Genomic DNA, 22447 nt, shown 5'->3' with positions numbered 1-22447 from the left:
CTGCGAAGGTGTATAGACCGGACACATAGCTGACAGGTGTGCCAGGACATGGTTTACACCTCGACCGCCAACCTGTGGCGGCCAGAGGCCCATCCCATGCCCTGGAAGGAAGCGTCAGTCATGAGTTTGCGTGCCGAGTTTCTCGCCCTGGCCCGGCGCCCGGACCAGCCCGTGGCGCCGCTGTGCCGGCGGTTCGGGATCAGCCGGACGACCGGCTATAAATGGCTCCGCCGGGAGGCGGCCGCGGAGCCGCTGGCGGACCGGTCACGTCGTCCGCACCGCAGTCCTGGGCAGACGGCGGCCGAGACCGAAGCCCGTATCCTGGCGCTGCGGCACACTTATCCCCATTGGGGCGGGCGCAAGCTGGCCAAGGTGCTGGAACGGGAAGGTTGCGATGCGCCCGCGCCCAGCACGATCACCCACATCCTGCGTCGCCATGGCCTGCTGTGGCGCCCCACCGAGGCGGTGATCACGCCCTGGCAGCGCTTCGAGCACAGCGCGCCTAACGATCTGTGGCAGATGGACTTCAAGGGATCGGTGCCGGTGGGGGCGGGCCAGTGCGATCCGTTGACCGTGCTCGACGATCACTCCCGTTTCAACCTGGTGCTGGCCAACAACGCCGATAAGACAGGCCTGACGGTACGACGCCTGCTCACGGCGGCGTTTCGTCGCTACGGGCTGCCGTTGCGCATGAACATGGACAACGGCACGCCGTGGGGCGTGGGCAACGGCCCGGCACGCCATCTGTCGACCTTGTCGGTGTGGCTGGTGGAGCTGGGTATCCACGTGAGTTTCAGCCGTCCGTTCCATCCCCAGACCAACGGCAAGGACGAGCGTTTCCACCGAAGCCTGGACGTGGAGGTGCTGCGCGGCCGGGCTTTCCTCAACCTCAGGGAGCTGGGCCTGGCGCTGGATCACTGGCGGGAGATCTACAACCACGTGCGTCCGCACGAAGGCATCGGCATGGTCACGCCGGTGCAGCGTTACCGGATCAGTCCGCGCGCCTTTCCCGAGCGGATCGCGGCGTTTGAGTACGGCCCGGATGACTTGCGGTTACATGTCGACCAGCGAGGTCGAACCCAGCTGCTGGGCCATCCTCTGACGGTGTCGTCGGCCCTGAAGGCCCAGATCATCGCCGCCCGCCCGCAGGACGGGCAGGACGGCATCTATGACCTGTATTTCCGTCATCACTGGCTCGACACCGTCAACCTGCGAGACCTGGACTAAAGTGTCCACCATGTCCTGGCACACCTGTTCACCATGTGCCCGGTCTGTACACGAAGGCAGGAACCCAGCGTCTCGTGCGTCACGCTCCGGACGAGCGAAGACACTGGGTCCCTGCCTTCGCAGGGACGACGATAGGCTGGGCTGCTACCCTTCACCGATAAATTCCCCGGAGCCCTCCCCATGCCCCTTTCCGACCTCACCTCGCTCCCCGGCGTCACCGCCACGCCGGATGCGGCCACCCATGGCTTCGTGTTCAACCACACGATGATCCGCGTGCGCGACCTCGACGTATCGCTGGATTTCTACACGCGCGTGCTCGGCTTTACCCCGGTCTACAAGAACGTGTTCGCCGAGGCCGCCTTCACCATCGTCTACCTCGTGCTCGTCGGCGATACCTCGGTGATTCCCGATGACGACGACGCGCGCAAGGAATGGGTGCTGCGCCAGAGCGGCGTGCTCGAACTCACCCATAACCACGGTACGGAAAAGGAAGCGACGACGCCGTACCACAATGGCAACAGCGAACCGCGCGGCTTCGGCCACCTGTGCGTGAGCGTGCCCGACGTCCATGCCGCCTGCGCGCGTTTCGAAGAACTGGGCGTCACCTTCCAGAAGCGCCTGGCCGACGGCCGCATGCGCCACATCGCCTTCATTCGCGATCCGGACGAATACTGGATCGAGATCCTCCAGCCCACGCCGTTGGCCTGAGGCATCGCCGTCCATGTTCGGTCGCCTGCTTCCCGTTACCCGTAACCTGCTCATCGCGAACGTCTTGCTGTTCGCGTTGCAGATGCTGCTGAACGATGCCGACACGCTGGCGGTTACCCGCTGGCTGGGACTGTGGCCCTACGGCCACAACGAGGTGTTCGACACGGGCGACGGGCAGCTCGCCACGCTGGGCTTCCAGCCGTGGCAGGTCGTCAGCTATGGCTTCCTCCACGGCAGCGTGATGCACATCGTGCTGAACATGTACGGCCTGTACATGTTCGGCAGCCTCATCGAGGGCGTGATGGGCGCGAGGCGCTTCGCGATCTACTATTTCGTGTGCCTGGTGGCGGCGGCCGTGGCGCAGCTGGCGGTGCTCTACCTGTTCGAGCCCGACCGGATGTTTCCCACCGTGGGCGCATCGGGGGCGGTATTCGGCCTGCTGGGGGCGTTCGCCATGCTGTTTCCGCGCGAGAAGCTGATCCTCATTCCGATTCCCATCGGTATTCCGGCATGGCTGTTCGTCACCCTCTACGGCGTGGCGGAACTCGTCTTCGGCATCACCGGCACGCTGGCCGGCGTGGCCCATTTCGCCCACCTGGGCGGGCTGATCGCGGGATTGGCATTGCTGTGGGCGTGGGGCGTTCGACCGCCGCCACGCCGTTGGCAGGGCTAGCTCCTGCCGGGCAAGGCAAAAGCCGCTGCTAGCGCATCGAGAGGAAGTCCGGGCTTACCACGAAGCGCACGGCATCCAGGCGTACTCGTGCATCGGGTAGCGCCGCGAGCAGGGCGTCGCGTTCGGCGGCCACCGCCTCGACTTCGGCCGCCGTGATCGACGGATTCACCGCGCGCAGCGCTAGCAGACGGGCGTATTCCGTGCCCAGCTCCGCCGTGGCCGCGTCGATGGCTTCGTACTTGAGCACCTCGGCGCGCGCCTCGGCGAGATCCTTCGCCTGTTCGAGCATCGGCGGCACGAGCTTGGAGAGGAACTTGCGGTAGCGCGCCACGTCGATGTTGCGGTCGCCGGCAAGGCGCAGGGCCTTGTCGCTGGGGCGATAGCCCGGGCGTTCGGCCAGGCGCGTGTCCACCGTGAGCACGAGTGGCGTGGCGGGCAGGAAACGTTCGGCGTCGAGCGTGCGGTCGGCCACCACTTCCACCACGTAGACGGCCTGCAACAGCACCGTGCGCACGGGCAGGGCATCGTCGACGAGGAACGCGGCGTTGCCGGCCTCGCCGGACACCAGCAGGTCGACCGCGGCGTTGACCATGGGATGGTCCATGCGCAGCAGGGGCAGGTCGTCGCGCGACAGCGCCACCTCGCGCGAGAAGGTGACCGAAAGCGGGCCGTCCGCGAAGCCGGGCAGGCCGTCGATGGAGAGGTATTGCGGGTCGAGCAGCACGATGTCGCGGCTCAGTTCTTCCGCATGCACGCCGTAGCTTTCGAACAGGCGCTGGATGAACGCGTCGCGCGCCGGGTCGTCGTCCTCGCGCGCGAAGGTCTCGGCCAGATCGTTGGCGTGGGGATCGCGGCTGGCGGCCAGTTCGAGCAGGTGATCGCGGCCGGCGTGGATGAGCGCGGAAAGCTCTTCGTGCGCCGCGCGGGTCTCGGAAACGAGCGAGTCGAGTTCCTGGTCGCGATCGTCGTCGCCGCGCGCATGCTCGTCGGCCAGAGAGGAGAGGAGGGTACCGAAACGGCGCAGCAGCTCGCGGCCGTCGGCCGGGCTGGAGCGGAACGCGTCGAGGCCTTCGTCGTACCAGCGGGCGAGCACGTGCTGGGCGCTCTGCGCGAGCACCGGCACGTGGATGGTGATGTCGTGCTTCTGGCCGATGCGGTCGAGGCGGCCGATGCGCTGTTCGAGCAGGTCGGGATCGAGCGGGAGATCCCACATGACCAGGCGGTGCGCGAACTGGAAGTTGCGGCCTTCGGAACCGATCTCCGAGCACAGCAGCAAACGCGCGCCGTCGGGCTGGGCGAAGAAGGCGGCGTTGCGGTCGCGCTGGACGATGCCCAGCCCCTCGTGGAAGCGGGCCACGCCGACGCCGCTCCGGGTACGCAGGGCGTCCTCGATGGCGAGCACCTTGGATTGGCTGCGGCAGAGCAGCAGGAACTTGTCGGCCGGATGCGCGTCGAGCAGGCCGATCAGCGCGGTGAGGCGCGGATCGTCGGCGTAGTCGAATTCCAACGGCGCGGGCGGCTGCTGGATATCGGACCGGAATTCGGCCAGCAGGGCCTCGCGGCGGCCGGGTGCCAGCGTGTCCGGATCGATCGCGAGGATCTCCGGCGCGCGGCGCGGAAAGCCGCCGATGCCGGCGCGGCGGTTGCGGAACATGGCGCGACCGGTACCGTGGCGATCGATCAGTGCCGCGAGCAGGGCGTCGCCCGCGTCGGGGCGATCGAGCAGGTGGGCCAGTTCGCGGTCGCCCTTGAAGCGCTCGGCGAGCAACGCGCGTTGGTCGGCGTCGAGCGTCTTGCCTTCGGCCAGCGCACTGGCGAGGTCGGACAGCGGTGCGTAGCCGGTCGCTTCGGCGAGATAGGCATCCAGGTCGCCGTAACGCTGCGGATCGAGCAGGCGCAGGCGGGCGAAGTGGCCGGCCCGGCCCAGTTGCTCGGGCGTGGCGGTCAGCAGAATCACGCCGGGCGTGGCCGCAGCCAGTTCCTCCACGAGGTGGTAACGCGGGCTCGCTCCCTCGGGCGCCCATTCCAGGTGATGGGCTTCGTCCACCACGATGAGATCCCAGCCGGCGTCGACGAGCTGGCGCGCGCGGCGCGGCGTGCTTTCGAGGAAGGCGAAGTCGGCGATGACGAGTTGTTCGTCCTCGAAGGGATTGCGGCCGTCGCTGGCTTGCTCGATGGCCTCGCAGCGCTCCTCGTCGAAGATCGAGAACGACAGGTTGAAGCGGCGGAGCAGCTCGACGAACCACTGGTAGACCAGGGTTTCGGGCAACAGCAGCAGCACGCGTCCGGCACGACCCGCGGCCAGTTGGCGGGCGAGAATCATGCCCGCCTCGATGGTCTTGCCCAGGCCGACCTCGTCGGCGAGCAGCACGCGCGGCGGCCGCCGCGCGGCGGCGATGCCCGCCACGCGAAGCTGGTGCGGCACCAATCCGATACGCGAGGATTCCAGCCCCCAGGCGGGGGAACGGCGGGCGTCGGCGCGACGGCGCAGGGCCTCCAGGCGTAGGTCGAAGCGGTCGTTCGGTTCGGTACGGCCCCCGATCAGGCGGTCGTCGGCCTGCGACATGGCCTGCTCGTCGTCGAGCTGGCCTTCCTCGAGTTCGCGGCCCTCGCCGCGATAGACGAACAGTCCTTCACGTTCTTCCACGCGTTCGACGAGGAAGGCGATGCCCTTGCCCGAAACGCGCTGTCCGGCGCGAAATTCGGCGCGGACCAGCGGGGCGCTGTCGGTGGCGTAGGGGCGCAGCACGCCCGCCTTGGCGAAGAGCACCTGCACGCCGCGTCCCTCGACGCGAAGAATGGTGCCGAGGCCGAGCTCGGGCTCGGCGGTGGAGATCCAGCGTTGACCGGGTTGGAACATGCTTGGGGGAGAGCCGACATCGGGGGGAGAGGGATTATCCCGCCCCCGGGCCGCGATGCCTACCTTTCGTTGTCGCGGTCATGAATCGCGGACAGGGTCCGCTCCCACCCTTCGGTAGCGGGCTTCCTACCGGAGGGTGGGAGCGGACCCTGTCCGCGATTCATGCAAAGCCTCAGGTCTCGGCCCAGCGGCGGAGCAGGTTGTGATACACCCCGGTGAGTTGAAGGATCGAGCCTTGGTCCGCTCCGTCGGCCGACAGCTTGCGGATGGCGGTATCCATCTCCAGCAGCAAACGGCGCATGCCGTCGTCGCGCACCATGCTCTGCACCCAGAAGAACGACGCCACCCGTGCACCGCGCGTGACGGGGGTGACGCGATGGAGGCTCGAGGACGGATACACGATGGCGTCGCCGGCGGGCAGCTTCACTTCATGCTCGCCGTAGGTGTCGCTCACGATGAGTTCGCCGCCGTCGTACTCCTCCGGTTCGGCGAGGAAGAGGGTGACGGACACGTCGCTGCGGATATGGGTATCGTCGCCCGCGCCCATCACCGCGCCGTCGATGTGGAAGCCGTATTCGCCGCCGCCTTCGTACCGGTTGAAGCGCGGCGGCAACGTGCGCAGCGGCAGCACGGCCGAATGGTAGAGCGGATGCACGCGTAGCGCCGCGAGCACCATCTCGCCCAGCTCGCGGCGCACCGGCGAGGCCTCGGGCAGCTGCAGGTTGCGCTTCACGCGGGCGCCCTGGGGACCGACGGTCTGCCGGCCGTCGGTCCATTCGGCGCCATCCATGACCCTGCGCATGCCGGCGACCTGCTCCTTGCTCAGGACTTCGGGAACGTGCAGGAGCATGGTGGTTTTCCCCTTGCGTCAGAAACGGATGTTCGCGCTCAGCATCGCCGAGCGGGGCGTGGCCGGAGTGTAACGGTAGCCGCTCTTGTTGATCGCCGCGACGTAATCCTTGTCGAAGAGGTTGTATACGTTGAGCTGCAGGTCGACGTGGGGGTTGACCGGGTAGCTCGCCATCGCGTCGAACACCCAGTAGGCCTTGGTGTAGGCCGGCGTGCCCACCGCGCCGTCGGTGCCGCGCTTGAGTTCCCCGCTGTAGCGTGCGCCGCCGCCGACGGTGAGGCCGAAGGGCAGGCGATAGGTGGTCCAGGAGGTGAAGGCTTTCTTCGGCGTGTAGGCCAGGTCGTCGGAACCGTCGGCCGTGACGACCGTACCCTTCTTCACCGTGGCGTCCATGGTGGTGAAGCCGGCGCTGACCGCCCAGTTGTCCGTGAGCTTGCCCACGGCGGTGATTTCCACGCCTTGCACGCGCTTCTTGCCCACCTGGTAGTACTGCAGGTCGGTCGGGTCCTGCACCACGTCGTTGGTGACCGTGGTGCGGTACAGCGCGGCGGTGAGCAACAGCTTCTGGTCGATCAGGTCCCACTTGGTGCCCACCTCGGCGGTGCGCGCCTTCTGCGGGTCGAACAGCGGGTTGTCGGCGCTGTTGGCCGAGCTGGACAGCGTGAGCGTGTTGCCGCCCGGCGGCTCCTGCGACTGCGCGACGTTGACGTAGATGCTGCCGTTGGCGGTCGGCTTGTAGAGCACGCCGAGCTTGTAGTTGAAGAGGTTGTCGCTCTTGCTCGCATCCACGCCGGGCACGATGGTGCCCGTGGGCCGGGTACCGCAGGCGGGGCCGCCGCGGCCGCCGCAGGCCACGAGGCTGTCGAACTCGGTCTTGTAGTGGTCCATGCGCACGCCGGCGTTGACCTGCCAGTGTTCGCCGAACTTCACCGTATCGAACAGGTAGGCCGCCTCGGTGGTGGTCTTGGCGTCGCTATGCGCGCCGGTTTCGCCGTAGACGAGGCCGCGTACGTGGGAGTCGGGTGCGTAGAGGTTGGCGGCGGGCCAGGTGCTGCCGCCCAGCGCGCCGAAGCCGATCGTGCGGGCCTTTTCCTGCGTGAGCTCGATGCCCGCGCTGATGTCGTGCGTGACCGCGCCGTCGCCCAGGTGCGCGGTGAGGTTGGTCTGGTTGGTGGCGATGCGGTTGGCCTGGTGCTTGAACGTGGGCAGGCTGCGCGCGATGGTCCAGGTGGACGGATCGGCCGGGTTCGGGGTGAGCAGGTTCGCGGTCGAGCCCATGAACGAGGTGAGCAGGTAATCCTGCGTGGTGCGGCCCAGGCGCGAGGTGTTGTGCAGGGCGAGGTTCTCGTTGAAGTCGTGTTCGACGATCACCGTGAACATGTCCTGGGTGTCGCGGTCGTGGTCTTGGTCGGTGCCATAGAAGTTGCTCGGATCGACCTTGGCGGCGTCGTTGAGGAAGCCGCGCTTGTCCGGCGCGGTGTAGCCGGGCAGGCCGATGGTCGGCACGCCGCCGTCGGGGCGGTTGTTCTGCTTGATGTGCAGGTAGTCGAGGTACACGCGGGTGGGCGTGCCCAGGCCGAAGGCCAACGACGGGGCGATGCCCCAGCGGTCGTTCTTCACGCGGTCGCGGCCGTACACGCCGCTGTCCTGGCCCATGACGTTGAGGCGAAACGCCTTGTCGCCGTCGAGCGCCTGGTTCCAGTCGGCGGTGGCACGCTGGCGCTGCCCACTGCCGACCTGCACCGAGCCGGAGATGCCGTTGCCCAGCACCGGCTGCTTGGTGACGAGGTTCACCGCGCCGGTGGGCGAGGTGCGGCCGTATTCGGTGCCGTCCGGGCCCTTGGTGACCTCGACCTGCTCGATGTTGAAGACGTCGCGCGACACGGTGCCGAGGTCGCGCGCGCCGTCGACGAAGATGCTGCCGGAGGTGTCGAAACCGCGCATGTAGATGGCGTCGCCGGTATTGGTCGCGCCGTTCTCGCCCACGTAGAACGTACCCACGCCCGGGCTGTTGCGCAGCGCTTCGGTGAGGGTGGTGGCGCCCTGCTGCTGCATGATCTCCTTGCCGATCACCTGGATCGACTGCGTGGTGTCGAGCAGGGACTGGGTGAACTTCGGCGAGGACACCTTATCCACGCGGTAATCGGACGAGCGGTCGGCCTCCACCTGCATGCCGGGCAGCGCCTGGGCGTCGTTGACCTTCGCCTGTTGGGGCGGCGCGTCAGCGGCGGCGGCGCCGTGGGCGAGGGTCAGGAGGACGGCGGCACCGACGGTGCGCGCGGCGGGAGCGGCGTGCTTGCGGCTCTTGATGAAGGCCATGGAGGATGGTTCCTTGTAGCTGACGAGATTCGGGACGCACGCGTCCGCGCGGGCCGGACGGCTCACGGGTGGACGGCTTGGGTTGCCCCTGGCGGCGCTTACAGAAAGCTTATCGTAATATTAATGAGAACGAGTTGCAATTAGATCTCGCGATTTGCCTAAGCTCACGGCGCAGGGTTCCCGCGTGCGCGGGAACGACGTGAAGGGTTTTATGCGCTGAAGTGAATCTTGCAGGCCGTCGTTCCCGCGCACGCGGGAACCCCAGCGCCTCGCGGTCTGTTTTCGCCAGACGGTGATGCGGCTTTCTAGGCCGCCAAAACGCTACGGTTCTTTCCACCGCGCTTGGCCTCGTACATCGCCCCGTCCGCCGAAGCGACCAGTCGATCGTACGCATCGCCCTCACGGAACAAGGTTACCCCGATGCTCGCGCCGATACGCGCGGGAACGCGGGCTCCCGCCACATCGAGCATGTAAGGTTCGGCGATCGCCTCGCACAGCGCGCGGCAACGCGCGAGCGCGTTCTCGGCATCGCTGGTGCCGTCCAGCAGCAGCGCGAATTCATCGCCACCCAGGCGCGCCACGGTGTCGCTGGCGCGCGTTCGCGCGGTCATGCGTGCCGCGATGGCCTTCAGCAGTTCGTCGCCCGCGGCATGACCGTGGCTGTCGTTCACGCCCTTGAAGCCGTCGATGTCGATGTAGGCCAGCGCGAACGCATGGCCACCGTCGTTCGCCGTGGCGATGGCGCTTTCCAGCCGCTCGCGGAACAGCGTGCGGTTGGGCAGGCCGGTCAGGGCGTCGTGCATGGCCTGGTGCCTCACCAACTGTTCCATTCGCGTGCGCTCCTTCACCTCGCGGGTGAGCTGTTCGTTGCGCAGCGACAATTCGTCCAGCGCGGTCTGCAGCAGGGCGCGGGCGCGGTACAGGTCGAGGAAGACCTTCACCTTGGATTGCAGGATCACGTCGTTGATCGGTTTGGCGATGTAATCGACCGCGCCGGCGGTGTACCCGCGGATGCGGTTGATGTCGTCGGCATAGGCGGCCGTGACGAAGATGATCGGCGTTTCGCCCATGCCGTCGTTGTCGGAGATGAATTGCGCGACCTCGAAGCCGTCCATCTCGGGCATGTTCACGTCCAGGAGCACGAGCGCGAAGCGATGGTCGAGGCAGAGCGCGAGGGCGTCGTTGCCGCTGGCCGCTTCGTAGATGTCCGCGTCCACGCGGGCGAGCAGGCGGCGCATCGCGACGAGGTTGGCGGGGGTGTCGTCGACGACGAGGATCTTGGGGCGGGTGCTGTTCATGACATGCAGAGTCGGTTGAGCGCGGCCGCGATGGCGTCCAGGGGCAGGCACGCGTCGGCACCGGCGATATCCAGCCCCGCACGGGGCATCACGTCGGCTTCGGCGGTGGAGGGATCCTGCACGATGGCGTAGCCTCCGGTGTCGCGCACGGCCTTGAGGCCCTGCGCTCCGTCGGAATTGGCACCGGTCATGAGTACGGCGACGAGCCGTTCACGCCAGGCGGCGGCAGCGGTTTCGAAGAGGACGTCGATCGAAGGGCGCGCATAGGCGACTTTCGCGTCGACGCTGAGGGAGAAGTGGAAGTTGGATTCGACGAGCAGGTGGTAGCCGCTGGGGGCCACGTGCACGGTGCCCGGATCGGCGGCTTCGCGCTCGTGCGCCTCTTTGACCGGCAACACGCTGTGGCGTCCGAGCAGTTCCACGAGCAGGCCGACGTCCGGCGAGCCCGTGTGACAACACACGACGATCGGCACGGGCAGGCGCGGATCGAGACCGGGCAGCAGGCGTTCGAGGGCGACCAGGCCGCCCGCGCTGCAACCGATCGCGATGGCCGCGCGGGCCGTCATTTCTTCAGCGCCTTCGCGCCGGAGCCGCCCAGCTGATAGATGCGCAAGGCGCCGTCGATATGGGTGAAGCACGACGCGGCGGGCGAGAAGTCGATGTTCTCGCGGGTCCCCAGGCAGAGGAAGCCGCCGCGCACGAGGCTGTCGCGGAACAGGCCCAGGGTGCGGTCCTGCAAGGCGTTGCTGAAATAGATCAGCACGTTGCGGCAGAGGATCAGGTGGGCTTCGCAGAACACCTCGTCGGTGACGAGGTTGTGGTTGAGGAAGGTGACGTTGCGGCGCAGGCGCTGGTCGAGCTTGATGAAGTCGTAGCGTGCGCTGTAATAGTCGCTGAAGGAATGCGAGCCGCCCGCCTCGATGTAGTTGCGAGACCAGACGCGCGCCTCGCGCGTGGCGTAGATGCCTTCGGCGGCCACGGCGAGGGCCGCGTCGTTGAAGTCGGTGGCATAGATGCGCGATCGCTCGTACAGCCCGGCCTCCTCGAGCAGGATCGCGAGCGAGTACACCTCCTGCCCATGCGCACAGCCCGCCTGCCAGATGTTGATCTCCGGGTAGGAGGCCAGCACCGGCAGCACCTTGTCGCGCAGCGAGCGGAACACGGCCGGGTCGCGGAACATCTCCGACACGGGCACCGACAGGCCTTCGATGACGCGCGGGAGGAATCCTTCCTCGTGCAGGATGCGATCCACCAGGCGCACCACCGTGCCGCTCTCGTGCGTGCGCACCAGCTGCTGCACGCGGCGCTTCAGCGACGCCGGGGCGTATTCGCTGAAATCGTGGCCGTGGCGCAGGCGCATGGCCTGCACGAAGAGCTGGATCTCGATGTCCTCGACGTCCACCTCAATCCCTCGCCGGCAACCACACGCGGATCATCGACAGCAGGCGGTCGACGTCGATCGGCTTGGAGAGGTAATCGTTGGCACCGGCCTCCAGGCACTTCTCGCGGTCGCCGCGCATCGCCTTGGCGGTGAGCGCGATGATCGGCACCCGGGCGACCGCCGGTTTGGCGCGGATGGCGCGCATGGTGTCGTAGCCGTCCATCACCGGCATCATGATGTCCATCAGCACCAGTTCGAGGCCCGGGTCCCGGTCGAGCGTGTCGAGGGCTTTCTGGCCGTCCTGCGCCATGATGACGTCGATGCCCTTCGCGCGCAGCACCTTCGACAACGCGAACAGGTTGCGCATGTCGTCGTCCACGAGCAGCACGCGGCGTCCACGCAGGTCGGCTTCGTCGATGCCCGTGCCCTGCGCGGCGGCCTGTGCCCGGCCGCCGTGGCGAATCGAATGCAGGAACAGGCTCACCTCGTCGAGCAGGCGGTCGGGCGAGCGCGCGCCCTTCACCACGATGCTGTCGGTGTACTGGCGGATACGCATGCTCTCCTCGCGCGACAGGTCGCGGCCGGAGTAGACCACCACGGGGGGCGTGTGCCCCAGGCGTGACAGGTGCTCGAGGAATTCCATGCCGGACATGCCGGGCAGCCCGAGGTCGAGCACGATGCAGTCGTAGTCGGTGCCGGTGGCGAGCGAGAGGGCTTCCTCGCCCGAGCCCGCCTCGTCGATGACGATGGAATCGTCCTTGAGCAGCGTGCGCACGGCGGTGCGCGCGTCGGCGTCGTCGTCCACCACCAGCAGGTGGCGCGTGCGACCTTCGGCGAAGTGCAGCAGGCGGTCGAACGCGGTGGCGATCGATTCGCGGCTCACCGGCTTGGTGAGGAAGCCCACGGCGCCCAGTTCGAGGCCGCGGCTGGCATCGTCGGTGGCCGAGATGAAGTGCACGGGAATGTGCCGCGTGGCGGCATCGGACTTCAGGCGTTCGATGACGGTCCAGCCGTCCATGCCCGGCAGCATCACGTCGAGCAGGATGCCGGTGGGGCGGTATTGCCTCGCCAGCGCCAGGCCGGATTCGCCGTCGCCCGCCGCGAGCACGCGATGGCCCTTGCGATGGATCATGTCGGCGAGGATGCGGGCGAAGGCGGGGTCGTCCTCCACCACGAGGATCGCCGTGTCGCCCGGCGCGATCATGGCGCGGTCGTCGTCGATGGTCTCGGCGATGAGCGCCGGGGACAGCGGTAGCGTGGCTTCGGCCGCGGCCTGTTGCAGCGGCACCGGCTGCGGCCGCTCCCCGGACTCTGGAGCGTCCTCCGGCAACACGAGGGTGAACGTGCTGCCCTTGCCGGCCTCGCTCGCCAGCGAGATGTCGCCGCCGAGCAGGTTGGCGATGCGCCGCGAAATGGCCAGGCCCAGCCCCGTGCCGCCGTACTGGCGGCTCGTGCTGGCGTCCACCTGCTCGAAGGCATGGAAGACGCGATCGAACTTGTCGGCGGGAATGCCGATGCCGCTGTCGGTCACGGCGATGACGACGGCATGGGCGCGATCCAGCCCCTCGGGCACGCGCACGTCGGCGCCGGGACGGCCGATGCGCAGCCTGACGCCGCCTTCGGAGGTGAACTTGAAGGCGTTGCTGAGCAGGTTGTTCACCACCTGCTCGAGCTTGCCGCCGTCGGTGCGGATCGTCTCGGGCAGGCCGGGTTCGAGGGTCACCTCGAAGGCGAGCCTCTTTTCCTGGGCCACATGGTTGAAGGTGCGGCCGAGCATGCGCGACAGGTCGGCAAGCGAGAAGGCGTCGACCGCCAGCTCCATCTTGCCCGCTTCGACCTTGGACAGGTCGAGGATGTCGTTGATGAGGCGCAGCAGGTTGCTGCCCGCGTCGTGGATGATGCGGGCCGATTCCACCTGCTCGGTGGTGAGGTTTTCCTCATCGTTGTCGGCGAGGCTGCGCGACAGGATGAGAAGGCTGTTGAGCGGCGTACGCAGCTCGTGCGACATGTTGGCGAGGAATTCGGACTTGTACTGGCTGGCGCGGGCCAACTCCTCGGCCTTGTCCTGGGTGTCCTTCTGCAGGAGTTCCAGGGCGTCCTTCTGCTGGTTGAGCGTGGCGCTCTTCTCCCGCAGCTCTTCGTTGGAGGCATGCAGCTCTTCGGTCTGCACGCGCAGCTCTTCCTCCGACGCGACCAGGCGCTGCGACTGCTCCTCCAGTTCGGCGGTCTTGTTCTTGAGCTCTTCGTTGGTGGCGCGCAGGTCTTCCTGCTGGCTGCGCAGGGCCTCTTCGGAGGCGCGCAGCTCGTCGGCCTGGCTCTGCGTACGCTCCAGCAATTCGCTGGTGCGCAGCGCGCGGGCCAGGTTTTCCAGCGAGAGCGCCACGATCGGCATCAGCTCGTCGAGCAGGCGCTGCTGGATGTCGGTGAGATGGGCGAAGCTGGCGATCTCGACCACGCCGAGCAGGGCGTCGCGCGAAGCCACGGGCATCACGATCACGTTGCGCGGCGAGGCTTCGCCCGTGCCCGAATGGATGCGGGTGTAGTCGTCCGGCACGTCCTGCAGCACGATGCCGCGGCGTTCGGCGGCGGCCTGCCCGACGAGGCCTTCGCCCATCGCGTAGTCGACGGCGACGTGGCGGCGCTGGCGGAAGCCGTAGCTGCCCAGCAGTTCGAGGCGGGCGGTCTCTTCGCGGTACACGTAGAACACGCCCACGCCGGCCTTCAGCGTCGGGACGAGTTCGCCGACCAGGGCATCGGCGAACTCGCGGTAGCTGGTGGTTTCCTGGAGGCGGTTGGATATGGCCGTGACCGAGGATTTCATCCACGACTGGCCCGCCGTCTCGATGGACATCTCCTTGAACACCTGGAGCGCGCGGGCGATCTTGCCGATCTCGTCGCGGCGGTCGCGCTGGTCCACCTCGATGGTGTGGTCATGGTTCGCCAGGCGGGTCATGAGCCCGGTCATCTCGACGATGGGGCGGGTGATCAGGCGGGCGGTCATCCAGATCACCACGCCGCCGAGCAGCAGGCAGGCCAGCAGCGAGGCGACGTTGACGTAGCGCGTGGTCGCCAGCGTGGCGTCCAGCGCTTCGTTTCGGCGGTCCAGCAGGTTTCGTTCGGTGGACGACATCTCGTCGATCAACCGGTTGACGTCGCTCATGAGGATCGTGCGCCGCGAGAGGTATTCGTGGCGGATGGCGTCGCGCTTCATGACCGCCTCGGGCGAGACCGCGTCGCCGACCGCGCGGACCGGATCCAGGCCCATGGTCCGGACTTCGGTCTTCCAACGGTCGAGCATGTCCTGCAGGCGGTCGATGCGGCCCTGTTGCAAGGGGTTGTCGGCGGTGAGCCGACGCAGCTCGGCCATGCTCTTGGCGAGGTCGCGGTCGGCGTTTTCGAAGTCGGCGAATTCGTTGGGCGACTGGTTCAGCAGGTAGCCGCGCGAGGCGACCTGGCGCGACTGCGCGTCGTTGCCCACCTGGGCCAGGGTCAGCAGCACCACGTAGGTGTGCGACGACCAGTTCCGCGTGTCCGCTTCCCTGGACAGGGTGACGAGGTTGGCGACGCACGCGGCGACGAACAGCGCCAGGAGGGCGCCGATGGCGAGGACGATCTTGCGCTGCAAGGGCTGGTCGGCCAGCCAGGTGCGCTGCGTTGTGTTGGACATGCGATGACCGGTGGGGGAACGGGGACGGGGCGCGGTGCCCGGCGCTCTACTACGGTGTTACATCGAAACGGTACGCCCCGTCCTTGGCGGCCGACACATTATCCGCGATCCGTTCGCGTGGAGCTCGAACGGCGTCGCCAGAATGGAGGCACGAGACTGTGCCTGGACACGGCGACCGACAGGCAGGCGGCGGTGATGGCCGAGCCCAGGGCGAGGGTGACCACGGACGCTTCCACGCCGAAGGCGCCGCCGGTGAGCCATTCCGGTCCTTGCAGGTGCGAGACCAGCAGGCCGCGCTGGTCGAAACCCGATACGGGGGTGCCGTAGAGCGGCCCCTCCGCCACGTTCCAGGCGGCATGGGCCCCCATGCAGACCCACAGCGAGCGCGTGACGTGGAAGAGCAGGCCGAACAGCAGGCCCGCCTCCAGCGCGATGCACGCGGCGCTCCATACGGTGGCGTTCGGATTCCATAGGTGTCCGCCGCCGAAGACCGCGGCGGACACGAGCAGGGCGGCCCAGGTGCCGAGCCCCTCTTCGACGACGCGGAAGATCACGCCGCGGCTGACGATTTCCTCGGCGACGCCCGCGCCCACGCCGAGCACGAGGATCGGCCCGAGCCAGTGCGCGTCGTGATTCACGCCGGTCACCACATAGACGCCCATCGCCCAGAGCGCACCGACGACCAGCGACATCGCGGCGAGACCGCCGGCCAGGCCCAGCAACAGGTGGGGAACCGCCTTGCGTGGCGCGAGCTCGTGGACGCGTCGCGATTCGACCGAGCGGACCAGCAGCCAGTAGGCCAGCACGACGGGCGCGAGGCGGAAGGCCTGGATCAGAGGGGTGACATCGTCGAAGGCGATCGGGCCGGCGGGCAGGCCCAGGCCGGCATAGACGCGTCCGGCGACGAACCCGATCAGGGCCATGCCGGCGAAGAAGATCACCAGGCGGCCGGGTGCGGAACGGGCGATGCGGGCGGCGAGGCCAGGTCGGGATGCGGTCGGCGTCATGTCGGCCTCAGGGTGGGTTTGCGCGTGCAGTCTACGCAGGCATGATGGTGCCGGATACGCTCATCATCCCATCCCTCTCGCGCGACCGACGGACCCCCCCATGAGCAAGCCGAACCCGAACGACCCGTCCAGTCCGATGAACCGCCGCGAACAGGTCTTTCCGCATCTGGACGCCGACATGGGCGCCCGCATCGCCGGCTACGGCGTGGAGGAACGCGTGCCGGCCGGCACGGTGCTGTTCCGTCGCGGACAGCGCCACATCGACTGCTTCTTCGTCGTCGAGGGTTCGATCGAGATCTTCGACGTCGGCAAGGATGGCGAGCCGAACATCTTCGTGGTGCACGAGGCGAACCAGTTCACCGGCGAGGTGGACCTCTTCAGCGACCGCCAGGCGATGGTGAACGCCCGCACCGGCTCCGACAGCCGCCTGATCCGCCTGGACACGACCGCCTTCCGCCGCCTGGTCTCGGGTGAGCCGGACATCGGCGAGATCCTCATGCGCGCGTTCATCCTCCGCCGCGTGGAGCTGATCCAGACCGGCACGGGCGGCGTGACGCTGGCCGGCTCCGCGCACGCGGCCGATACGGTGCGCCTGCGCAGCTTCCTCATCCGCAACGGCTATCCGTACCGCCTGCTGGATACCGACGTCGACGAGGACGCCAGGCACCTCATCGACGGATGCGGCATCGACGCGACGGAGTGTCCCGTGGTAATCCTGCCCGACCGTCGCGTGCTGCGCTGTCCGACCACCGCCGAACTGGCCGACGAACTGGGCATCACCATCGAGCTGGACGCCGACCACACCTACGACGTGGCGGTGATCGGCGCGGGCCCCGCGGGTCTCGCCGCCGCCGTGTACGCCGCATCGGAAGGGCTCGACACGCTGGTGCTGGAGGCCTTGGCGCCGGGCGGCCAGGCCGGCACCAGCTCCAAGATCGAAAACTACCTGGGCTTTCCCACCGGCATCTCCGGGCAGGCCCTCGCCGGCCGCGCGCACGTGCAGGCGATGAAGTTCGGCGCGCACGTGGCCGTCGCCCGTTCGGTCGAGCGGATGGATTGCGCCGGCCGTCCGTACCGGTTGCACCTGGACAGCGGCGACGTCGTGACGGCGAAGTCGGTGGTGATCGCCACGGGCGCGCGCTACCGCAAGCTCGACCAGGTGGATTACGAACGCTACGAGGGGCAGGGCATCCACTACGCCGCCACGGCGATGGAGGCCACCCTGTGCGCCGGCGAGGAAGTGGTCGTGGTCGGCGGCGGCAACAGCGCCGGGCAGGCCGCGGTGTTCCTGGCGCGCACGGCGGCGCACGTGCACATCCTCGTGCGCGGCGAGGGCCTCGCCGCGACGATGTCCGACTACCTCGTGCAGCGGATCATGCAGTCGCCGCGCATCACGCTGTATTCGCATTGCCAGGTCGACCACGTGGATGGCGACACCTACCTGCGCGAGGTGGGCTGGTTCTGCCGCAAGACCGGCGCGCAGACGCGAAAGAAAATCGGCAGCCTGTTCGTGATGATCGGCGCCGAGCCGAACACGGCATGGCTGAAGGATTGCCTCGACCTCGACCGCAAGGGCTTCGTGCTCACCGGCCGCGACGCGGACGGTTTCGCCACGCCGTCGCCTTATGCCACCACGTTGCGCGGCGTGTTCGCGGTGGGCGACGTACGCTCGGGATCGATCAAGCGCGTGGCGTCGGGGGTAGGCGAGGGCTCGGTGGTGGTGCAGGCCATCCACCGGTTCCTGAATCCGTCGCCGATGTAGGCGGTTCGTCGCAAGCCCCTTCGCCGATACGATCGGCTCCCACCCCTCCGGTAGCCAGGTTGCGAAGATCGGCTAACAAGCTCACCAGGTGGGACCGGCTTTCGACAGGCCGCCTACCGAAGGGGTGGGAGCCGATCGCATCGGCGAATCCTGCGGAGCGAGAACTCAAACCTCGACCGATGCCGCATGCTCGCGCGTGGCCGAGAAGCGCACCTGCGGCCAACGCTCCTGCGCCAGTTGCAGGTTCACCCGCGTCGGCGCGAGGTAAACGAGCTCACCCGCCGCATCGATGGCGAGGTTGGCCGCGTTCTTTTCACGGAATTCCTCGAGCTTCTTCGCGTCGTCGCAGTGAATCCAGCGCGCCGTGGCCACGCCCACCTGTTCGAAGCTCGCGTCGACGTTGTATTCGTCCTTGAGGCGATAGGCCACCACGTCGAACTGCAGTACGCCCACGGCGCCCAGGATGAGGTCGTTGGACATCAGTGGGCGGAAGAACTGCGTGGCACCTTCCTCGGACAGCTGCGCCAAGCCTTTCTGCAAGGCCTTCATCTTCATCGGGTCGCGCAGGCGCGCGCGACGGAACAGCTCGGGCGCGAAGTTGGGGATGCCGGTGAACGACAGGGGCTCGCCTTCGGTGAAGGTGTCGCCGATGGTGATGGTGCCGTGGTTGTGCAGGCCGATCACGTCGCCGGGGTAGGCCGTCTCGACGATCTCGCGGTCGGAGGCCATGAAGGTGAGCGCGTTGGCGATGCGCACTTCCTTGCCCGTGCGCGTCTGCTGCATCTTCATGCCGGCGGTATACGTGCCCGAACAGATGCGCATGAAGGCCACGCGGTCGCGATGGGCCGGGTCCATGTTGGCCTGGATCTTGAAGACGAAGCCGGAAAGCTTCTCTTCCTCGGGTTTCACCTCGCGGGTGAGCGTCTGCCGCGAGCGCGGCGCGGGCGCGTGCTCCACGAAGAAGTCCAGCAGCAGCTGCACGCCGAAGTTGTTCACCGCCGAGCCGAAGAACACCGGCGTCTGCTTGCCGGCGAGGTAGGCCTCGATGTCGAACGGGTTGGAGGCGCCGAGCACCAGCTCCAGTTCGTCGCGCAGGTCGCTCAAGGCTTCCTCGCCGATGCGGGCCGCCAGTTCGGGGTGGTCGAGCCCCTGGAAGATGGTGGAATCCTGGCGGGTGAAGTTCTTGCCCGGTTCGAACACGTGCACTTCGTCGAGCAGCACGTGGTACACGCCCTTCAGGCGCGACCCCATGCCGATGGGCCAGGTAAGCGGCGCGCAGGCGATGCCCAGCACCGATTCCACCTCGTCGAGCAGTTCGATGGGCGAGCGGCCCTCGCGGTCGAGCTTGTTGATGAACGTCATGATGGGCGTGTCGCGCAGGCGGCACACTTCCATGAGCTTGATGGTGCGTTCCTCGACGCCCTTCGCGCAGTCGATCACCATCAAGGCCGAGTCCACCGCGGTGAGCACGCGGTAGGTGTCTTCGGAGAAGTCCGCGTGGCCCGGGGTGTCGAGCAGGTTGACGATGGCGTCGTTGTACGGGAACTGCATCACCGACGAGGTGACCGAGATGCCGCGCTCCTTTTCCAGCGCCATCCAGTCGGAGGTGGCGTGGCGGGCCGCCTTGCGGCTCTTCACCGAGCCGGCCATCTGGATCGCGCCTCCGAACAGCAGCAGCTTTTCGGTCAGCGTGGTCTTGCCCGCGTCGGGGTGGCTGACGATGGCGAAGCTGCGCCGGCGCCGGGTTTCGGAGAGGTGTGTGGCCATGAATGCGAAGGAGTGTCGATGGGCTAACCGTCTATTCTAGCGCGGATTTGGACCACGCCGAGGGTAGGCCCGGACGCCTCGGGCTTGGCCCCGGGCGCCCCGTGGGATAGTCTCCCGCGATTAAGCGCCGTGCCCCGACGGGGCGGCCGTTCAGCCTTTCATCCGGTACCCAGACACCATGCAGGACACCCACGACCAGGGAACGCGCGACCAGGGCGGCTACGCCCCCGACGCCGTCGAGACCGCCGCCCAGCGCTTCTGGCAGGACACGCGCGCCTTCGAGGTGACCGAAGACGCCGGCAAGCCGAAGTACTACTGCCTCTCGATGCTGCCGTACCCCTCCGGTGCCCTGCACATGGGTCACGTGCGCAATTACACCATCGGCGACGTGATCAGCCGCTTCCAGCGCCAGCAGGGCAGGAACGTGCTGCAGCCGATGGGCTGGGACGCCTTCGGCCTGCCCGCCGAGAACGCCGCGATCAAGAACCGGACCGCGCCGGCGAAGTGGACCTACAAGAACATCGAGCACATGCGCGAGCAGTTGAAGCGCATGGGCTTCGCCTACGACTGGACCCGCGAGGTCACCACCTGCCGCCCCGAGTATTACCAGTGGGAACAGGTGATGTTCACGCGCCTGATGAAGAAGGGCCTGGTCTACCGCAAGAACAGCGTGGTGAACTGGGACCCGGTCGACCAGACCGTGCTCGCCAACGAGCAGGTCATCGACGGCCGCGGCTGGCGCTCGGGCGCCGTCGTCGAGAAGCGCGAGATCCCGCAGTGGTTCCTCAAGATCACCGCTTACGCGCAGGAGCTGCTCGACGGCCTCGACACGCTGCCCGGTTGGCCCGAGGCGGTCAAGACCATGCAGCGCAACTGGCTGGGCCGCTCGCAGGGCCTGGAAATCACCTTCGACGTGGAGGGCCAGGCCGAGCCGCTGAAGGTGTTCACCACGCGCCCGGACACCCTGATGGGCGTGTCCTACGTGGCCGTGGCCGCCGAGCATCCCATCGCCGTGCGTGCCGCCGAGGGCAACGCGGGGCTGGCTGAATTCATCGAGAGCTGCAAGTCCGGCGGCGTCTCCGAGGCCGAGCTGGAAACCCAGGAAAAGCGCGGTTACTACACGGGCGTCGACGCCGTGCACCCGATCACCGGCGAGAAGGTGCCGGTGTGGGTCGCCAATTTCGTGCTCATGGGCTACGGCACCGGCGCGGTCATGGCCGTGCCGGGTCACGACGAGCGCGACTGGGAGTTCGCCCAGAAGTACTCGCTGCCGATCAAGATGGTGGTCGTCGACCGCGGCGTGCTCGACGCGCTGGCCGAAATGAAGCGCGACCTGGGCAGGGGCGAGGCCACCGACGCCACCCAGAACGCGCTCGACGGCGGCCATTCGGACGCCTACGCCACGTCCGCGGCGGTGGAAACCGTGCGCACCTTCGAAAGCGACATCCAGGAAGCCGGTGCCTACACGGAACACGGTTACCTGGTGAATTCCGGCGAATTCGACGGCCTCGATTTCGACGCCGCGTTCGACGCCATCGCCGCGAAGCTCGAAGCCGCCGGCCGCGGGGAGCGCCGGGTCAACTGGCGCATCCGCGACTGGGGCGTGAGCCGCCAGCGCTACTGGGGTTGCCCGATCCCGGTGATCTATTGCCCCACCTGCGACGCGGTGCCGGTGCCGGAGGACCAGCTGCCGGTGGTGCTGCCCGAAGACGTCGAATTCTCCGGCGTGCAGTCGCCGATCAAGGCCGACCCGGAGTGGCGCAAGACCACCTGCCCGAACTGCGGCGGCCCGGCCGAGCGCGAAACCGACACCTTCGATACCTTCATGGAATCGAGCTGGTATTACGCGCGGTACACCAGCCCCGGCGCGAACGGCCAGGTGGACGAGCGCGCCAATTACTGGACGCCGGTCGACCAGTACATCGGCGGCATCGAACACGCGATCCTGCACCTGCTGTACTTCCGCTTCTATCACAAGCTCATGCGCGACGAGGGGCTGGTCGACAGCGACGAGCCGGCCACCAACCTCCTGTGCCAGGGCATGGTCATCGCCGAAACCTACTTCCGCAAGGAAGCCGACGGCTCCAGCACCTGGTTCAACCCGGCCGACGTGGACGTGCGGCGCGACGAGCGCGGCCGCATCGTGGGCGCCACGCTGCGCAGCGACGGCGAGCCGGTGGAGATCGGCGGCACCGAGAAGATGTCCAAGTCGAAGAACAACGGCGTGGACCCGCAGGCGATGATCGCCCGCTACGGTGCCGACACCGTGCGCCTGTTCTCGATGTTCGCCGCGCCGCCCGACCAGTCGCTGGAATGGAACGAGGCCGGCGTGGACGGCATGGCCCGCTTCCTGCGCCGCCTGTGGCGCGACGTGACCGCGCACGCCGAGGGTGGCAAGGGGCAGGGTGCCCACCCGGCCGGCGAAGCCGCGCGCAAGACGTTGCGTCGCCAGTTGCACGAAACCATCCAGAAGGTCACCGACGACATCGGGCGCCGGCAGTCCTTCAACACGGCGATCGCCGCGCTGATGGAACTGCTCAACGCGCTGAACCGCTTCGACGACCCCAGCGAAGAAGGCGTGGCCCTGCGCCAGGAAGCCTTCACCGCCGTGGTGCTGCTCATCAATCCGTTCACGCCGCACGTCGCCCACGCCCTGTGGCAGGTGCTGGGCCATGGGGAAACCCTGGTCGAAGACGCCGGTTGGCCGGTCGTGGATCCCTCGGCCCTGGTGCGCGATTCGCTCACCTACGCGGTTCAGGTCAACGGCAAGCTTCGCGCTACCATCGAGGTGCCGGCGTCGGCGTCGAAAGACGAGGCCGAAGCCATGGCGAAGGCCGTGCCGCAGGTGGTCGCCCAGCTCGAGGGGCTCACCGTACGCAAGGTGATCGTCGTGCCGGGCAAGATCGTCAACATCGTCGCAGGATAACC

General features: G+C 67.7%; 14 protein-coding genes. 5 read left to right on the top strand and 9 right to left on the bottom strand.

The genetic code is table 11. The features are described from left to right. Window positions 1-96: 96 nt before the first annotated feature. The 3 genes from L2Y94_RS16520 to L2Y94_RS16510 all read left to right on the top strand — a co-directional run bounded on the left by L2Y94_RS16520 (window position 97) and on the right by L2Y94_RS16510 (window position 2608). Window positions 97-1227, top strand: coding sequence for an IS481 family transposase (locus tag L2Y94_RS16520; protein ID WP_247375101.1), 1131 nt, complete (start codon window positions 97-99; stop codon window positions 1225-1227). 180 nt (window positions 1228-1407) lie between these two features. Continuing rightward, window positions 1408-1935, top strand: a complete 528-nt coding sequence (gene gloA / locus L2Y94_RS16515) for a lactoylglutathione lyase (RefSeq protein WP_247369399.1) — start codon at window positions 1408-1410, stop codon at window positions 1933-1935. Between the two features lie 13 nt (window positions 1936-1948). Further along, window positions 1949-2608: a rhomboid family intramembrane serine protease gene (locus L2Y94_RS16510; RefSeq protein ID WP_247369396.1), complete on the top strand. Its 660-nt coding sequence runs from the start codon at window positions 1949-1951 to the stop codon at window positions 2606-2608. Window positions 2609-2636: 28 nt separating this feature from the next. Here the strand turns inward: L2Y94_RS16510 and rapA are convergent, their stop codons facing one another. From rapA to L2Y94_RS16470, 8 genes are all read right to left on the bottom strand, one after another. Continuing rightward, window positions 2637-5468 carry an RNA polymerase-associated protein RapA gene (gene rapA, locus L2Y94_RS16505; protein ID WP_247369393.1) on the bottom strand — a complete coding sequence of 944 codons (2832 nt, stop codon included), beginning with the start codon at window positions 5466-5468 and terminating at the stop codon, window positions 2637-2639. A gap of 172 nt (window positions 5469-5640) precedes the next feature. Further along, window positions 5641-6318, bottom strand: coding sequence for a Fe2+-dependent dioxygenase (locus L2Y94_RS16500; protein WP_247369390.1), 678 nt, complete (start codon window positions 6316-6318; stop codon window positions 5641-5643). An 18-nt stretch (window positions 6319-6336) separates the two neighbouring features. Next, a complete protein-coding gene (locus tag L2Y94_RS16495; RefSeq protein ID WP_247369373.1) occupies window positions 6337-8637 on the bottom strand; it encodes a catecholate siderophore receptor Fiu in 2301 nt (766 codons plus the stop codon). Window positions 8638-8942: 305 nt separating this feature from the next. Then, a complete protein-coding gene (locus L2Y94_RS16490; protein WP_247369356.1) occupies window positions 8943-9935 on the bottom strand; it encodes a diguanylate cyclase domain-containing protein in 993 nt (330 codons plus the stop codon). Continuing rightward, on the bottom strand, window positions 9932-10501 hold the full coding sequence (locus tag L2Y94_RS16485) for a chemotaxis protein CheB (protein WP_247369339.1): 570 nt from the start codon (window positions 10499-10501) through the stop codon (window positions 9932-9934). The genes L2Y94_RS16490 and L2Y94_RS16485 overlap by 4 nt, the downstream gene beginning before the upstream one ends. Continuing rightward, window positions 10498-11337, bottom strand: a complete 840-nt coding sequence (locus L2Y94_RS16480) for a CheR family methyltransferase (RefSeq protein WP_247369324.1) — start codon at window positions 11335-11337, stop codon at window positions 10498-10500. Before L2Y94_RS16480 ends, L2Y94_RS16485 begins: the two co-directional genes overlap by 4 nt. Before the next feature lies 1 nt (window position 11338). Then, a complete protein-coding gene (locus L2Y94_RS16475) occupies window positions 11339-14983 on the bottom strand; it encodes a response regulator (RefSeq protein WP_247369321.1) in 3645 nt (1214 codons plus the stop codon). Between the two features lie 98 nt (window positions 14984-15081). Next, window positions 15082-15990: a CPBP family intramembrane glutamic endopeptidase gene (locus L2Y94_RS16470; RefSeq protein WP_247369319.1), complete on the bottom strand. Its 909-nt coding sequence runs from the start codon at window positions 15988-15990 to the stop codon at window positions 15082-15084. A 100-nt stretch (window positions 15991-16090) separates the two neighbouring features. Between L2Y94_RS16470 and L2Y94_RS16465 the strand changes: the two genes are divergently transcribed. Then, window positions 16091-17752 (top strand): FAD-dependent oxidoreductase, encoded by a 1662-nt coding sequence (locus tag L2Y94_RS16465; RefSeq protein WP_247369317.1) that lies wholly within the window; start codon window positions 16091-16093, stop codon window positions 17750-17752. Window positions 17753-17917: 165 nt separating this feature from the next. Here the strand turns inward: L2Y94_RS16465 and L2Y94_RS16460 are convergent, their stop codons facing one another. Then, a complete protein-coding gene (locus L2Y94_RS16460; protein ID WP_247369314.1) occupies window positions 17918-19519 on the bottom strand; it encodes a peptide chain release factor 3 in 1602 nt (533 codons plus the stop codon). Window positions 19520-19697: 178 nt separating this feature from the next. Here L2Y94_RS16460 and leuS point away from each other — a divergent pair, with 178 nt between their 5' ends. Then, complete coding sequence (gene leuS, locus L2Y94_RS16455) at window positions 19698-22445, top strand: leucine--tRNA ligase (protein ID WP_247369312.1); 2748 nt, start codon at window positions 19698-19700, stop codon at window positions 22443-22445. Window positions 22446-22447: the final 2 nt, after the last annotated feature.

The organism is Luteibacter aegosomatis (assembly GCF_023078455.1).
Classification (GTDB): domain Bacteria; phylum Pseudomonadota; class Gammaproteobacteria; order Xanthomonadales; family Rhodanobacteraceae; genus Luteibacter; species Luteibacter aegosomatis.
This window is presented reverse-complemented; position numbering and strand designations above follow the sequence as displayed.

Coding starts and splice junctions, on each gene's coding strand:
- L2Y94_RS16520 (WP_247375101.1), top strand. CDS start 97: ATGCCCTGGAAGGAAGCGTCAGTCATGAGTTTGCGTGCCGAGTTTCTC.
- gloA (WP_247369399.1), top strand. CDS start 1,408: ATGCCCCTTTCCGACCTCACCTCGCTCCCCGGCGTCACCGCCACGCCG.
- L2Y94_RS16510 (WP_247369396.1), top strand. CDS start 1,949: ATGTTCGGTCGCCTGCTTCCCGTTACCCGTAACCTGCTCATCGCGAAC.
- rapA (WP_247369393.1), bottom strand. CDS start 5,468: ATGTTCCAACCCGGTCAACGCTGGATCTCCACCGCCGAGCCCGAGCTC.
- L2Y94_RS16500 (WP_247369390.1), bottom strand. CDS start 6,318: ATGCTCCTGCACGTTCCCGAAGTCCTGAGCAAGGAGCAGGTCGCCGGC.
- L2Y94_RS16495 (WP_247369373.1), bottom strand. CDS start 8,637: ATGGCCTTCATCAAGAGCCGCAAGCACGCCGCTCCCGCCGCGCGCACC.
- L2Y94_RS16490 (WP_247369356.1), bottom strand. CDS start 9,935: ATGAACAGCACCCGCCCCAAGATCCTCGTCGTCGACGACACCCCCGCC.
- L2Y94_RS16485 (WP_247369339.1), bottom strand. CDS start 10,501: ATGACGGCCCGCGCGGCCATCGCGATCGGTTGCAGCGCGGGCGGCCTG.
- L2Y94_RS16475 (WP_247369321.1), bottom strand. CDS start 14,983: ATGTCCAACACAACGCAGCGCACCTGGCTGGCCGACCAGCCCTTGCAG.
- L2Y94_RS16470 (WP_247369319.1), bottom strand. CDS start 15,990: ATGACGCCGACCGCATCCCGACCTGGCCTCGCCGCCCGCATCGCCCGT.
- L2Y94_RS16465 (WP_247369317.1), top strand. CDS start 16,091: ATGAGCAAGCCGAACCCGAACGACCCGTCCAGTCCGATGAACCGCCGC.
- L2Y94_RS16460 (WP_247369314.1), bottom strand. CDS start 19,519: ATGGCCACACACCTCTCCGAAACCCGGCGCCGGCGCAGCTTCGCCATC.
- leuS (WP_247369312.1), top strand. CDS start 19,698: ATGCAGGACACCCACGACCAGGGAACGCGCGACCAGGGCGGCTACGCC.